This window comes from Streptomyces johnsoniae (assembly GCF_031845565.1).
Lineage (GTDB): Bacteria > Actinomycetota > Actinomycetes > Streptomycetales > Streptomycetaceae > Streptomyces > Streptomyces johnsoniae.
Genome location: NZ_JAVREV010000076.1, coordinates 1 through 449, shown reverse-complemented (window position 1 = coordinate 449; position 449 = coordinate 1). Strand labels below are relative to the sequence as shown.

The 449-nt window shown below is 74.2% G+C and carries 1 pseudogene; it reads right to left on the bottom strand.

Annotation, left to right across the window (positions count from 1 at the left end):
- Window positions 1-380: pseudogene (locus tag RM779_RS33335) on the bottom strand (tryptophan--tRNA ligase); the annotation flags it as partial.
- Window positions 381-449: the final 69 nt, after the last annotated feature.

The following is a 449-nucleotide window of genomic DNA, read 5'->3' as shown; positions in this document are numbered from 1 at the left end:
CGGGACGCCTCGCCGAAGCCGGTGAGGCAGTTCATCACCCAGCCGAGCTGGGCGTGCTCGGGCACATGGCTCTGGACGAAGAGCGTGCACCGCTCCGGGTCCAGGCCGGCCGCGAGGAGCTGCGCCACGGCGAGCCGGGTGTTGGCCCGCAGCTCGGCGGGGTCCTGCGGGACCGTGATCGCGTGCAGGTCCACGACCATGTAGAAGGCGTCGTGGGTCTCCTGCAGCGCCACCCACTGGCGCACCGCGCCCAGGTAGTTGCCGTGGTGGAACGAGCCTGCGGTGGGCTGGATACCGGAGAGCACACGGGGGCGGGCGGGCGCGCCGGGGCGGCCCGTCTGCGGCTGGTCGGTGGAGAGCGCGGGGCGATCAGAGGCCATGGGCCCATTGTCTAAGGTGCGGGGGCGATCTCCGGCAGCCGGTGCGGGGCGCAGCGGGGGCGCACCCGC